Source organism: Streptosporangium sp. DT93, from assembly GCF_049844535.1.
In the GTDB taxonomy this organism is placed as follows: domain Bacteria; phylum Actinomycetota; class Actinomycetes; order Streptosporangiales; family Streptosporangiaceae; genus Streptosporangium.
Genome location: NZ_JBNCLF010000010.1, coordinates 36186 through 48276 on the forward strand (window position 1 = coordinate 36186; position 12091 = coordinate 48276).

Genomic DNA, 12091 nt, shown 5'->3' on the forward strand with positions numbered 1-12091 from the left:
TGGTGATCGCGCCCGACGGTGGTTGGCTGGTGACGTTGTCGGGGGAGCGGAGTGTGCGTCTGTGGGAGGCCGACGGCAGGCAGCGGGCCGCTCTGACGGGGCATGCCGGGTCGGTGCGTCAGGTGGTGATCGCGCCCGACGGTGGTTGGCTGGTGACGTTGTCGGGGGAGCGGAGTGTGCGTCTGTGGGAGGCCGACGGCAGCGAGCGGGCCGCTCTGACGGGGCATGCCGGGTCGGTGCGTCAGGTGGTGATCGCGCCCGACAGCCTGCACCTGGCCACCTGCTCCGACGACGGGGCGATCCGGATCTGGAGGTCGGAGGGTCCGGCGCGGCAGAACCCCGGACGGCGGGACACGGGAGAGCGGGGCACCGGAGAGCGGGGCAGCGGGCAGCGGGACAGCGGGCAGCGGGTCCCTGAGAGGCGGGACCGCGGGGGCAGGGCGGGACTGATACGCCACGTGGCGATCTCCCCGCAGGGGAACTGGATCGCCACGCGCTCCGGCGACGGGTCGGTGAAGCTCTGGAACGAGGACAGGATGGACCGGGCGACCCTCACCGTCCCCCTGGAGAACGACCGGTACGGCACGGTCTCGCCGGACATGACGTGGCTCGCCGTCTGGTCCGGCGACCAGGTCGTCCGCATCCACGGAGCCGGTGGCCGCAGGCGCGCCATTCCCACCGGCCATTCCGGCCGTCTGCGGGGGGTGGCGATCGCCCCCGACAGCACCTGGCTGGCCACCTGGTCGGCCGACCGCACCGTACGGCTGTGGGGCGCGGGCGGCAGCCGGAGGGCGGTGCTGGCCGGTCACACCGGGCCGGTGCGCGAGGTGGTGATCGCGCCCGACAGCACCTGGCTGGCCACCTGCTCCGAGGACGGCACCGCGCGCGCCTGGTGGGCCGACGGCGGGGAACGGGCCGTGCTGGTCGCGAACGTCAGGGCCACCGCGCACGTCCTCGTCTCCCCGGACGGCGCCTGGCTGGCCACCCTGTCCATCTACGGGAGGATCCAGCTCTGGACGCCGGACGGTGACAGGTACGCCACCCCCAAGTGCCGGGTGGAGACCATGGACGAGATGACCATCGCGCCGAACGGCAGATGGTTCGCCATCCTCTCGGCCAACGGGACGGCGGGACTGTGGGGTGCCGACGGCAAGGCGCGCGCCCCGCTCAGGGGATGCCCCGGCCCGGCGCGCGAGGTGGCCGTCGCCCCCGACGGCACCTGGCTGGCGGCCTGCTTCGACGACGGCACCGCGCGCGTCTGGTCGGCCGGGGGCAGGGAGCGGGCGACGCTGTCGTCCGCCACGGGAAGGATCCGCGCCGTGGCCGTCTCCCCGGACAGCAACCTGCTCGCCACCTGCTCCGACGACGGCGTCATCCGGATGTGGGACAGGTACGGGGAGTCCTTCCCCGCGGGAGCCAGGGTGGACGCGGGCCTCAACTGCCTCGCCTGGTTCCCCGACGGCTCCGGCGTGGCCGCGGGCGGCGACCAGGGCCTGTACGGTTTCGACCTCCACCCGCCGCCCGGCTGAGCGCCGTCCCGGAGCTCGGGACGCATCTCATCGCTCGACGGCCGCTCCGGGGCTCGGGACGACGTTCTGGGGCCCGGCGTGCGCGGAGCCTCCCGCCTGTACCGCCTCACGGGAGACGGTCGCGGACGGGAGGCTCCCTCCGGTCTTGGCGCCTATCGCGCCGCCGGTCTCAGTAACCGGTGGAGTACCCACTCGGGTACCGGCTCGGGTATCGGTTCGGGTACCGGTCCGGGTACTGGCTCCGGCCGTAGCAGAAGCGGGCGAAGCCGGCGTCGTAGCCGTTCAGCCAGCCCCTGTCGTAGTCGCTCGGCGGCCCGAACGACCTTCTCGAATTCCTCATCGAGCAGTCCTGGCCGGCGGCACGGTAACCGTCCCGGTACCCCCTCCAGTAGTCCGAGGGGTCGATCGTCGACGCCTTCTGCGGGGAGCCCGCCGCCTGCGCGGGAGCCGGAGCCGCCGAGGCCTGCGAGATCGAGGCCGGTCCGAGGGCGAGGATCGCGAGAAGTGCCGAGCCGAGCACCAGCGACTGTCGCTTGCCGTACATGTTTCCTCCTCTGTTCGAGCCGCGAGCACGAATCACCCGACGGCCATAACTGAGAGTCACGATATAAGGCGAGTCGTCCTTAACAAGGAACTTAATCTCTTATCTCCTCGACCTTGGCGCAAGACTGAACAAGGAATGTTTTGGCTATCATCTTACTTGTTCGCGAGTTTTTTTATGGAATTCAACATCATTCTGATCATAAGATGTAATTATACGTAAGTCGTAAATATTAGTAATTGTCGACAGGTGGTCGGCGGTATTTCACGGGAGTGTCCGATCGGCCGGACGGGTGCGTGCCTCCCGGGGCCGTGGGCTTCTGGGGCGGGTGACCCCCGGGTATCGCATTCGTAGATCTTGGTTCGTTCGGCCTCGTGAGCGGGTCCGTCCGGTTCATCGTGTGCACGTGACCCGCTCGCCTCACTTACGTCCTCCCCGCGTCCAGGAACCCGTGACCGGCACTGTGCCCCTGGTCCCGGCCGGACGTGAACCCGTGACCGGCACCGTGCCTCTGGTCCCGTCGGGACGTGAACCCGTGACCGGCGCCGTGCCCGCGGTCCCGCCCGGAGACGAGCCGGTGACGACACCGGCCCTCGGCAGGTACGAGGCCAGGGAACCGAGGGTGCCGCGGACGATCGGCGCGATCTCCGACGCGTTGCGCGCCGGTCGGCGGGCACGGTTCTTCGCCGAGCTGCTGGACGCCCGGCGAGGGCGGGAGCTGGACGGCGTCCTGAGCGTGTGGTGGGGGCGGGCCATGCGCGACACCGCCCCCGGCCCCGGAGGGCTCCCCGCCCCCGTCGAGTCGGCCGCCCTTCCGGGCCGGATCGTCCGCGCCCTTCCCGCGCGATCGACACGGCCGAAAGGGCCGCGCGGGGTGAACGGTTCACGACGGGAGGAAGGGCCTCCGGAGGCGGATGGCCGGGGAAAGGTGTCGATCACGGTCACCGTGGATCTGTGGCTGGGCGCCCACGCCGAGGAGCTCGTCGAGGCCGGTCATGCCTCCTCGGTCTCCGCCGTCGTCAACGAGGCGCTGAGCGAGAGGTTCCGGCGGGAGCGGCACACTCCCCGCGACCGCGACCGCGACCGCGACCACGACCGCGGACGTGACCGCGACCGCGGGCCTGACCGCGACCACGGACGTGACCGTGACCGTGACCGCGGGTGCGACACCGCGCGATCGTCGTCCTCGGCCGATCGGTTCGAGGAACTCCCGGCGGTCACCGTGGGGATCCTCGCTGTGGAACCTCAGGCCGAGCACGCCCTCGTGGAAGGCGCGCAGAGTGGGCTCGCTTCCGGGAGGGCGGGTCGGCTGGACATGGTGGATCACCGCGACCCCCTCGCAATGCCTTGATGTCAAGATACATCGTCGCGGTGTCACGTCACGTCACGTCACGTCACGTCATCGTCCCGGGACTCGGTCCTTCCCGGTCTCCGGAGCCCGGACGCCCGCTCCCGAAGCCGGGGCGTCCGGAGCTCGCGGGGCCTCGTGTCCCCCGGCCGGCCCGCGGGCGGATCTCAGCGCTCGTCGACGACCCGGCCGTTCGACGCGGTGCCGTCCCTGGTGAGGGCCATGGTCAGCGGCGCCTCCGGGAAGGTGGGCATGGCGGCGAACGCGGCCTCCATCTGCCCGGCGGACTCCCACTGCCAGGTGTCGGTGTAGGTGCCGTCGTCGAGCCGGATCAGCACGGCGCGGCTCAGCCCGGGATGCCCCTCCCGGACGGTCGCGATCAGCGAGCTGCGCCGGGCCAGGAACTCCTCCAGGTCGGCGTCGGCGACGGAGTAGCGGTGCGAGCGGACGGCGGTCACGCCGGTACCTCCTTCTCGTACGGTTCGGTGATCACCAGCTGCCGGCGATCTGCCGGATCGGGGCGTTCAGGCGGTTGAAGAGATTGGTGACGGCGGTCATCAGCAGGATCGAGGCGAGCTGCCGCTCGTCGAAGTGGTCGGCGGCGTTGTTCCAGACCTCGTCGGGGACGGCGTCGGCGCGGTCGGCCAGCCGGGTCGCGGCCTCCGCCAGCTCCAGCGCGGCCCGCTCGGCGCCGGTGTAGTACGGGGCCTCGCGCCAGGCGACGACCAGGCCGATGCGCTCCTCGCTCTCGCCGAGCTTGCGCAGGCTCTTCAGGCCGGCGTCGACGCAGAAGCCGCACCCGTTGATCTGGCTGACCCGCAGGTGGATCATCTCCATCAGCTCCTGGGGAAGCCCCTGCGAGTGGGCTGCCTTGATCAGCTCCTGGATCGGCTGCCCCGCGGCGGGGATGACGGCGGCGGGGTTCTTCATCCGGGCTTCCATGGCGTGTCCTTCGTCTCGGTTCGTGTGAGATCCACAGTGGCCGCCCGGGTTGATACATTCGCCATGCGTGCGCGATGCGGCGGTGATGGGAGGACGATGCTGCGTCTCACCCTGCTCGGCCCCGTCCAGGTGGTCGTCGACGGCGTGCCCCTGACCGGCATCGCCCCACGTCACCGGGCCGTTCTGGCCTACCTCCTGCTCAACGCGGGCCGGGTGGTCGGCACCGAGCGGCTCATCGACGCGATGTGGGGTCACGACCGGCCCGAGACCGCCCGGTCGCAGATCCACGCCTCGATCACCGCGATCCGCAAGGCGCTGCGCGGCGCGGGAGCCGCGGACCTCCTCGAGACGCGGGCCGGCGGCTATGTCGCGCGGCCGGGGGCCGGGCAGCTCGACACGCGGGAGTTCACCGAGCTGGTGGCGGCCGGCGAGCCGCGCAAGGCCCTGGACCTGTGGGAGGGCGAGGCGCTGGAGGACGTGCACGCGCACTACGTCCGCGGTGTCCGGGAGCTGTGGAACGAGCGGAGGCTGTCGGCGTACGAGGGACTGGTGGAGGCCGAGCTCGCCGCCGGGCGGCACGACGACCTGCTCGACCGGCTCGCCGCCCAGGTGGCAGCCGCTCCGCTCCGCGAGAGGCTCAACGGCCACCTCGTCCTGGCCCTGCACCGGGCGGGGCGGCAGGCCGACGCCCTGGCCGCGGCGCGCTCCTACCGCGCCGTCCTCGCGGACGAGCAGGGCCTCGACCCCGGGCGTGCCTTCACCGAGCTGGAACGGGCCGTGCTGGCGGACGATCCGGCGCTGCGCCCGCCCGGCGCGGCACCGGCGGCACCGGCGGTCCCGGATCCACCGCGCCGCTCGACCTTCCTGCCCTACGACATCCCCGACTTCACCGGACGGACCGCCGAGCTGGAACGGCTCATGGGCGAGGACCACGGGTCGGCGGTCGTCACGATCGACGGCATGGCGGGGATCGGCAAGACCACGCTCGCCGTCCACGTGGCCCACCGGCTGGCCGCCCGCCATCCGGACGGCCGGCTCTTCATCGACCTGCTGGCCCACACCGCGGGGCGCGAGCCGATCGACGCCGCCGCCGCGCTGGAGGCCCTGCTGCGCCAGCTCGGGGTTCCCGCCGACCGCATCCCGGCCGCACCGGCCGAGCGGGGCGCCCTCTGGCGCGCCGAGCTGGCCGGCCGCCGCGTGCTCGTCGTCCTGGACAACGCCCTCGACGCCGAGCACGTACGCCCCCTGCTGCCGGGGCACTCCGACACCCTCGTCCTGATCACCAGCAGGCGGCGGCTCGTCGACCTGGACGGCGCCCGGGCCCTGTCGGTCGAGCCGCCGGGCGAGGAGGACGCCGCCGGACTGTTCGAGCGGATCGCGGGCGAACGCGCCCGCCACGAGCCGGAGGCCGTACGCGAGGTGCTGCGGCTGTGCGGGTACCTCCCGCTCGCCGTCCGCATCTCGGCCGCGCGCCTGCAGCACCGGCCGCGCTGGACCGTGTCCTACCTGGCGGGCCGGCTGCGGGACCGGCGCCGGCTCCTGGACGGGGTGTCGGCGGCCTTCGCCGTGTCCTACGAGCACCTGCGCGAGGCCGAGCGGCGCATGTTCCGCCTGCTGGGGCTGGTGCCCGGCCGCGACATCGACACCCACGGCGCGGCCGCGCTGGCGGGCGTCGACGAGGACGAGGCGGAGGAACTCCTCGAAGGTCTCCTCGACGCCCACATGCTCCTGCAGCTCGAACCCGGCCGGTACACCTTCCACGACCTGCTTCGCGAGCACGCCCGCTCGCTCGCCGAGGACGACGGCGCCGTCATGCGGCTGCTCACCTACTACCTGCACCGCTCCCGCGCGGCGATGGACCGGCTCTTCCCCGACAGCGTCGGAACGCGGGAGGGCGTCCCCCGGCCGGCCGCCCCGATCGCGCCCGTCTGCGACGCCGCGGAGGCGATCGCCTGGCTCGACGCCGAGCGCTCCAACATCATCGCGACCGCCGTCCACGGGCCGGAGATCTGCCTCGGGCTCCTGGCCCTGGTGATGCGCCCCTTCCTCGACCGGCAGGCGCACCACGACGACGCGCTCACGCTGCACACCCTCGCGCTCCGGCGCAGCCGTACGCTCGGCGACCGCGTGGTCCAGGCGCGTGCCCTCGCCGACCTGGCGTGGACCCACTGGCGGCTCGGCGAGTACGAGCGGGCCGAGGAGCACGCCCACCGGGCCCTCGACGTGTGCGAGGAGGCCCCCGAACGGGCCCGGGCACTGCTCGCGCTGGGCAACGTGGCGCTGCGCCGGCGGCAGGACGCGCAGGCGAGGCACTACCTCGGGCAGGCGCTCGACCTCACCAGGATCGGCGCCGACACCTGGGGCGAGGCGCACGTGCTCGGCATCCTCGCCCTGGTCATGGACCGGGCCGGTCGTCCGGAGGAGGCCAGGCGCCATCTCGACCTGGCGCTGGCGCTCCACCGCAAGGTCGGCAACCCGGCAGGGGAGGCGGCGACCCTCGACCACCTCGGCGTCGTCCTGCGGCACCAGGGCGAGCCCGCTCAGGCGCGCGCCCGCCACGAGCAGGCCGCGGCCCTCTACCGCAGGCTCGGCAACACCGCCGACGAGGCGGTCGCGCTCAACGGGCTGGCCGAGGCGGCCGGCGACCCGGCCCGGGCGGTCGAGGAGCACACGGCCGCGCTCGCGCTCGCCGACCGGACGCGCAACCGGCCGGAGCGGGCCCGCGCCCACGCCGGCCTGGCCCGTGCCCACCTCGCGCTGGGGCTCCCGGAACGGGCGCGTGAGCACGGGCGGACGGCTCTCGGCCTCTACGGGGAGCTCGGCGTCCCGGAGGCGGAGGAGGTCCGCGCCTTCCTGGAACACGCCGGGGAGCCCGCGTAGCGGGACCGCCCCGCACCGGCCGGCCTACCTCGGCGCGGCCTGGTCCGGCGCGGCTCGATCCGGTGCGGACGCCCGGCCCGGCGTGAGGGCGATCGCGAGGGCGGTCAGCAGGACGCAGGCCGCCGCGATCGCCGCGACCACGGCCGCGACCCCGATCGACGGTGCCGCGAGCGGCAGCAGCAGGACGACGGCGACGCAGCCCAGCACCAGGGCGGGGCGGACGACCGGCTCCGCCACGATGGGGGCGTGGACCATCCACAGCAGCGTCAGGAACACGCCGACCGGGATCGCGACGGCGTAGCAGATCGCCAGGGCGGACGCCCGCGCGCCGTGGCCGGTCTGCTCGACCGCGACCTCCAGGCCGGCGCCGAGGGCCGCGAGGGCCGCGAAGACGCCGTAGTGGCCGTACCCCCACAGGAAGGAGCGGTGGCGGCGGTCGCTGAGGCCCTCGCCGGCGGGGGTGAGGAAGTACAGCCACCACAGGGCGAACAGCAGGACCAGACCGGACAGGGCGACGGTCACGAGGGAGCCGATCTCGGCGGCCTCGAGGGCACCCTCGACGCCCCGGGTCGCGGCGAGGACGCTCTCGCCGAGCAGGATGATCGTGAACAGGCCGTACCGCTCGGCGATGTGGTGCGGGTGCCAGCCGGTGCTGCCGGTCCGTTCCGCCCACCGCGGCACCGCGAGCTCCGCGACGACCAGGGCGGCGAAAAAGGCCGTCCCGGCGGAGGGCGACAGGGCTCCCGTCTCCCAGACCAGCAGGCGCAGCCCCCAGCCCACCTGCACGACGATGATCCCGGCGGCGTAGCGCAGCGCGGTGCGCCGGCCCTCCCGGTGCTCGACGGCGGCCCGCAGCCACTGGGCGACGAGCCCGAGCCTCATGACGAGGTAGCCGAGCGTGACGACGCGGTAGTCGGAGCCGGAGGCCGCGGCCGGGACGCCCGCGGCGAGGACCAGCACGCCCGCCATCTGCACCATGGTCAGCAGCCGGTAGGGGACGTCGTCGGTGTCGTAGGCGGAGGCGAACCAGGTGAAGTTCATCCACGCCCACCAGATCGCGAAGAAGACCTGGAGGAACGGGACCAGCCCCGCCAGGGCGTGGCCGTCGGCGATCGCGTGCGCGAGCTGGGCGGTGGCGGCCGCGATCGCGACCACGAAGGTGAGGTCGAACAGGAGCTCCAACTGGCTGGAGGCGCGGTGCGGCTCGTCGATGGGACGCGCGCTCATCCGGACCCGGATCCCGGTACGTGCTGGTGGCAAGGTGTTCGCTCCTGTCGTTTCCGGGTCCGTCCTACCACAGGAGCCCGCGGGGCCGTTCCCTCCCGTCCCGTCCCGCGACGGAACGGGCCGGGGCCGGCCGGGCCTGGCAGGGGTTGGCCGTACCGAGGCGAGGCGGGGCGGGGCAGGGGGACGTCGTGTCCCGCCGGCAGGGAGCGGCGATCCGCCCGTTCCGGCGGGGTGGCGTGCGCGCCTCCGGCGGGAACCGTCCGGGCATTGCATCCCCGGCCACCACGGTGACACGATCATGCCGATATGTCATACGAAAGGCGGCTTTATGGCGGAAAACCACGTGGATGAGCGCGGCCGTGTCGCCCTGGTGGTGCGGGGCGGCTGGGAGGGGCACGTGCCGGTGGCGGCCACCGACCTGTTCATCCCGTTCCTCGAGCGGAACGGGTTCGACGTGCACGTGACCGGCTCCCCGGAACGGTACGCGGACGCCGGTTACATGGCCGGTGTCGACCTGATCGTGCAGTGCTACACGATGGGGACGATCGAGCCCGGCCAGCTCGACGGCCTGCAGGCGGCGATCCGTGCCGGGACCGGCATGGCCGGCTGGCACGGCGGCATCGCCGACTCCTTCCGCGCCTCCTCCGACTACCTCCACCTCATCGGCGGCCAGTTCGCCTGCCACCCCGGCAAGGACCCCGCCGAGCGGGCCGAGGGCTCCACCGACCACGACTTCGTCCCGCATACGGTGAACATCCGGCCCGAGGCCGCCGACCACCCGATCGTCCGCGGCATCGAGGACTTCGACCTGGTCACCGAGCAGTACTGGGTGCTGTCGGACGCCTACAACGACGTGCTGGCCACCACCACCCAGAAGGTCCGCCCCTGGGACCCCTGGCACCGCGAGGTCACCTCCCCGGCGGCCTGGACCCGGCGGTGGGGCGAGGGCAGGATCTTCGTCACCACCCCCGGCCACAGCCTGGACGTCCTCGAACACCCCAGCGTGCGCACCATCGTCGAGAGGGGCATGCTGTGGGCCGCCCGGTGAACATCGGTCTCGTCGGGTGCGGCACCATCGCGGGCCAGTACCTGCGGACGATCGAGCGCCTGCCCGGCCTCACCCTGGCCGCCGCGGCCGACCTGGACCCCGCGCGGGCCCGGGAGACGGTGCGGACCCGGCCGGGAGCGCGGGCACTGTCCGTGGACGAGCTGGTCACCGACCCCGGCGTCGACGTCGTGCTGAACCTCACGATCCCCGCGGCCCACGCCGAGGTGGCGCACAAGGCCGTCGCCGCGGGCAAGGACGTCTACTGCGAGAAGCCGCTCACCGCCACGACCGTCGAGGCGCGCGAGCTGCTCGCGGCGGCCGACGCCGCCGGGGTGCGGGTGGGATGCGCGCCCGACACCGTGCTGGGCACCGCGACGCAGACCGCCCGCAGGGCCCTCGACGACGGCCTGATCGGCCGGCCGGTCGCGGCGACGGCCACGATGGTCACCCCCGGGCACGAACGCTGGCACCACCACCCCGACTTCTACTACGCCCCCGGCGGGGGACCCCTGATGGACATGGGCCCCTACTACCTCACCTCGCTCGTCACGTTGCTCGGGCCGGTGGCGACGGTCGTCGGGGCGGCGTCCCGTCCCCGCGCCGAGCGCACGATCGGCACGGGCCCCCGGCAGGGCGAGACCGTCCCCGTCGGCGTGGACACGCACGTCACCGGGGTGCTCGTGCACCGCTCCGGCGCGCTGTCCACCCTGGTGATGACCTTCGACGGCGTCGCCACCACGTCCCCCCACCTGGAGGTCCACGGCGATCAGGGCTCCCTGGTGCTCCCCGACCCCAACCACTTCGCCGGTGACGTCCGGCTCCGGTGCCTCGACGACGAGGGGTGGCGGACCCTCCCGGTGAGCGCCGGGTACGAGCCCGCGGGGAGAGGCGACGGCCTGGCCGACTTCGCGCTCACCCCGCCCGGGGTCGAGCCCCGCGCGAGCGGCCGGCTCGCCTACCACGTCCTGGACGTCATGGAGTCGCTGCTGGCCTCGGCGCGCGCGGGACAGGCGGTGGACGTGGCCAGCACCTGCGACCGGCCCCGGCCCGTCACCTCCGCCCCCGCAGGGGAGCGGACGGGATCACCGGGGTAGCCGCGCGCGAGAGGCCCGCGAAACGGTCGCGCCGGGGCGGGCGGGCCGTGGGGGCCTCTCAGTCCGGGCGCAGGGCGGCGGTGTAGGCGGTCAACGCCTCGTGGCGACGCTGGAGGTCGGCGATGTCCCGGGCGAGGCGGGAACGGTGGGAGTCCAGCATGTCGGTGTAGCCGGCACAGCCGGAGACGGGGTCCGGCCCGTTCTCGGCACAGGGCAGGAACCGGCGGATCGTGTCGGTGGGAAGGCCCGCGGCGAGCAGCTCGCGGACGCGCCCGACCCGCTCGACGGCCTCGGGACGGTAGCGGCGGTAGCCGTTGCCGTCCCGCTCGGGATGCAGCAGTCCCTGCTCCTCGTAGTAGCGCAGCAACCGGCTGCTCACACCGGTCTGCCGGGACAGCTCGCCGATCCGCATCGTGTTTCCTTCCGGAGAGGACTTGACCTTCACACCGATGTGAGACGGCAACCTCGCAGACATGAGACGAATTCCCGACCTCGCCACCACCGTCACCGGCTCCGGCCCCGGAATCCTGCTCGCGCACGGCGCGAGCGGCAGCGTCGCCGACAACTACGGGGCGCTGATACCTGTCCTGGCCCGGGGTCACACCGTCGTCGGCTCCGACTACCCGGGTTCGGGCGCCACCCCGCGGGCGGCCGAGGGCTTCACCCTGGACGAGCTGACCGACGCGGTGGTCTCCTCCGCGGTCGGCGCCGGGGTGGAGACCTTCACCGTGATCGGCTTCTCCCTGGGCACCGCCGTCGCCGTGCGGGCGGCCACCCGCCACCCGGAACGGGTGCGGGGGCTCGTGCTGACGGCGGGCTTCGCCAGGGCCGACAACCAGATCGACCTCTCACTGGGCCTGTGGGAGCACCTGCTGAACCGCGGCGACACCGAGGGTTTCGCCAGGATGCGCGCGGTGAACGGCTTCAGCGTCGAGTTCCTCAACGGATTGTCCGAGGAGGAGTTCGCGGCCCTGCTGGACCCGGGGCCCGCCGGGCCGCCGCTCGGCGTGGTGGAGCAGGCGGCCCTGGGCCGGTCCGCCGACACCCGGGAGGACCTGGCCGCGATCACGGTACCGACCCTGGTCGTCGGGACGACCCGCGACGTCCTGGTCGCCCCGGCCAACTCCCGCTACCTGGCGGACCACATCCGCGGCGCGCGCCACGCCGAGGTGGAGGCGGGGCACGTGGTGATGGCCGAGCGGCCCGCCGAGTGGCAGGAGCTGATCGAGAAGTTCCTGGCCGAGCACGGGCTCTGAGGCCGCACCCCCGGCGGTCCCCGCCGATTCCCGCCCACCCCGGCGGGCCCGCCCCACCGCGCCGATCCCACCCGCCCTCCACCGGTGGCACCGAGCGGGACGACGTCGTTCGTCGTCTCCCCCCGGTGAGCCGGGCAGGGGGCGGGCGGCCCCCGGGGCGGCCCCGCCCGGGGGGCGCGCCGGGCGGCGGGCGCCGCGGCGCCGGGGGGGGGCCGCGCGGGGGGGT

At 73.7% G+C, this 12091-nt stretch carries 11 protein-coding genes; 6 read left to right on the plus strand and 5 right to left on the minus strand.

Annotation, left to right across the window (positions count from 1 at the left end; genetic code table 11):
- On the plus strand, positions 1–1529 hold a 1529-nt coding region (locus ACLQ2R_RS21715), incomplete at its 5' end, for a WD40 repeat domain-containing protein (protein ID WP_425962064.1).
- A gap of 169 nt (positions 1530–1698) precedes the next feature.
- Here ACLQ2R_RS21715 and ACLQ2R_RS21720 read toward each other — a convergent pair.
- On the minus strand, positions 1699–2073 hold the full coding sequence (locus tag ACLQ2R_RS21720) for a hypothetical protein (RefSeq protein WP_425962066.1): 375 nt from the start codon (positions 2071–2073) through the stop codon (positions 1699–1701).
- Between the two features lie 532 nt (positions 2074–2605).
- Between ACLQ2R_RS21720 and ACLQ2R_RS21725 the strand changes: the two genes are divergently transcribed.
- Entirely contained in the window at positions 2606–3421 is an 816-nt protein-coding gene (locus ACLQ2R_RS21725) for a hypothetical protein (protein ID WP_425962068.1), read from the plus strand.
- A gap of 164 nt (positions 3422–3585) precedes the next feature.
- Here the strand turns inward: ACLQ2R_RS21725 and ACLQ2R_RS21730 are convergent, their stop codons facing one another.
- Together ACLQ2R_RS21730 and ACLQ2R_RS21735 are read right to left on the minus strand one after the other, a co-directional pair.
- Positions 3586–3876, minus strand: coding sequence for a hypothetical protein (locus ACLQ2R_RS21730; RefSeq protein WP_425962070.1), 291 nt, complete (start codon positions 3874–3876; stop codon positions 3586–3588).
- A 31-nt stretch (positions 3877–3907) separates the two neighbouring features.
- Positions 3908–4360 (minus strand): carboxymuconolactone decarboxylase family protein, encoded by a 453-nt coding sequence (locus ACLQ2R_RS21735; RefSeq protein WP_425962072.1) that lies wholly within the window; start codon positions 4358–4360, stop codon positions 3908–3910.
- Positions 4361–4456: 96 nt separating this feature from the next.
- Here ACLQ2R_RS21735 and ACLQ2R_RS21740 point away from each other — a divergent pair, with 96 nt between their 5' ends.
- Positions 4457–7240: a tetratricopeptide repeat protein gene (locus ACLQ2R_RS21740; RefSeq protein ID WP_425962074.1), complete on the plus strand. Its 2784-nt coding sequence runs from the start codon at positions 4457–4459 to the stop codon at positions 7238–7240.
- A 24-nt stretch (positions 7241–7264) separates the two neighbouring features.
- Here the strand turns inward: ACLQ2R_RS21740 and ACLQ2R_RS21745 are convergent, their stop codons facing one another.
- The gene (locus ACLQ2R_RS21745) at positions 7265–8467 is read right to left on the minus strand and encodes a low temperature requirement protein A (protein WP_425962076.1); all 1203 of its coding nucleotides are present in this window, start codon (positions 8465–8467) and stop codon (positions 7265–7267) included.
- Positions 8468–8795: 328 nt separating this feature from the next.
- Here ACLQ2R_RS21745 and ACLQ2R_RS21750 point away from each other — a divergent pair, with 328 nt between their 5' ends.
- On the plus strand, positions 8796–9515 hold the full coding sequence (locus tag ACLQ2R_RS21750) for a ThuA domain-containing protein (RefSeq protein ID WP_425962078.1): 720 nt from the start codon (positions 8796–8798) through the stop codon (positions 9513–9515).
- Positions 9500–10609 (plus strand): Gfo/Idh/MocA family protein, encoded by a 1110-nt coding sequence (locus ACLQ2R_RS21755; protein WP_425962080.1) that lies wholly within the window; start codon positions 9500–9502, stop codon positions 10607–10609. The genes ACLQ2R_RS21750 and ACLQ2R_RS21755 overlap by 16 nt, the downstream gene beginning before the upstream one ends.
- 58 nt (positions 10610–10667) lie before the next feature.
- Here the strand turns inward: ACLQ2R_RS21755 and ACLQ2R_RS21760 are convergent, their stop codons facing one another.
- Positions 10668–11021 (minus strand): MerR family transcriptional regulator, encoded by a 354-nt coding sequence (locus ACLQ2R_RS21760; protein WP_425962082.1) that lies wholly within the window; start codon positions 11019–11021, stop codon positions 10668–10670.
- Positions 11022–11082: 61 nt separating this feature from the next.
- Between ACLQ2R_RS21760 and ACLQ2R_RS21765 the strand changes: the two genes are divergently transcribed.
- Positions 11083–11865: an alpha/beta fold hydrolase gene (locus ACLQ2R_RS21765; RefSeq protein WP_425962084.1), complete on the plus strand. Its 783-nt coding sequence runs from the start codon at positions 11083–11085 to the stop codon at positions 11863–11865.
- The last annotated feature ends 226 nt before the right edge of the window (positions 11866–12091 follow it).

Coding starts and splice junctions, on each gene's coding strand:
- ACLQ2R_RS21720 (WP_425962066.1), bottom strand. CDS start 2,073: ATGTACGGCAAGCGACAGTCGCTGGTGCTCGGCTCGGCACTTCTCGCG.
- ACLQ2R_RS21735 (WP_425962072.1), bottom strand. CDS start 4,360: ATGGAAGCCCGGATGAAGAACCCCGCCGCCGTCATCCCCGCCGCGGGG.
- ACLQ2R_RS21740 (WP_425962074.1), top strand. CDS start 4,457: ATGCTGCGTCTCACCCTGCTCGGCCCCGTCCAGGTGGTCGTCGACGGC.
- ACLQ2R_RS21745 (WP_425962076.1), bottom strand. CDS start 8,467: ATGAGCGCGCGTCCCATCGACGAGCCGCACCGCGCCTCCAGCCAGTTG.
- ACLQ2R_RS21750 (WP_425962078.1), top strand. CDS start 8,796: ATGGCGGAAAACCACGTGGATGAGCGCGGCCGTGTCGCCCTGGTGGTG.
- ACLQ2R_RS21760 (WP_425962082.1), bottom strand. CDS start 11,021: ATGCGGATCGGCGAGCTGTCCCGGCAGACCGGTGTGAGCAGCCGGTTG.
- ACLQ2R_RS21765 (WP_425962084.1), top strand. CDS start 11,083: ATGAGACGAATTCCCGACCTCGCCACCACCGTCACCGGCTCCGGCCCC.